The sequence below is a fragment of the Ruminococcus sp. CAG:379 genome (genome assembly GCF_000434255.1).
Classification (GTDB): Bacteria; Bacillota; Clostridia; order Oscillospirales; family Ruminococcaceae; genus Ruminococcus_F; species Ruminococcus_F champanellensis.
The window spans coordinates 1-760 of sequence record NZ_FR894824.1 but is presented as its reverse complement, the minus strand read 5'-3'; the positions used below and the strand labels follow the sequence as shown (position 1 = coordinate 760).

Here is a 760-nt window from a genome sequence, read left to right as displayed (position 1 = left end):
CTTTGCGGCATCCTTCTTGGTGTCGTCCTTCTTGGTGTTGTCAGTCTTGGTGTTATCCTTCTTGGTATTGTCAGTCTTGGTGTTATCCTGCTTGGTATCATCCTGCTTGGTGTCGTCACCCTTGGAATCATCCTTGTCAGCGTCCTGATCCAGACCGGAAACGGTGAAGGAAACGGAAATGGACTCAGCAATGTTGGTTTTTGCCGGTACATCGTAAATGTTTACCTTCTGTCCCCACTCGTTCATCAGGTTGACACGGATGGTGGAACCATCATCGTCAACGGTGAAAGCCCCATCGCTCATCTTGTAGGAGATGGGTGCACCGTCAACGGACACGGAATCGATCACGATCTTTGCAGAGGATTCGTCCAGCAGCTTTTCAGCAGTCACATCCTCCGGTGCGTAATCATACAGGTTGATATCTGTCTTCAGAATCAGGCAGGATACACTGTCGGAACCCTGATCCAACTTCCAGTTTACGGTATAAGAGCCGTTGCCGGTGATGGAAGTCACCTGTGCATCAGCCTTTTCCCAGATCTGGTTGCCGCCGATGGTGCCTACCAGCCATGCGCTGTAGGTATCAGCCTTCTCGGCGGACACGCTCATGCCTGCGCATGCTGCAAATGCAACAGCACAGGACATCACTGTGGTTACAAGCTTCTTCATATCAAAAACACTCCCTGTTTATGCGGTTCTCTCTTACTTTCTCTTCTTGGTCACGAATGCAGCTGCACCGGCAATGGTCAGACCAGCCAGAGCC

At 50.9% G+C, this 760-nt stretch carries 1 protein-coding gene; it reads right to left on the bottom strand.

Features of this window, described 5'->3' with window-relative positions:
* Nucleotides 1–666 (bottom strand): hypothetical protein (locus tag QVO51_RS01765; protein WP_288167741.1); only part of this gene is annotated, 666 nt, incomplete at its 3' end.
* Between the last annotated feature and the right edge of the window lie 94 nt (nt 667–760).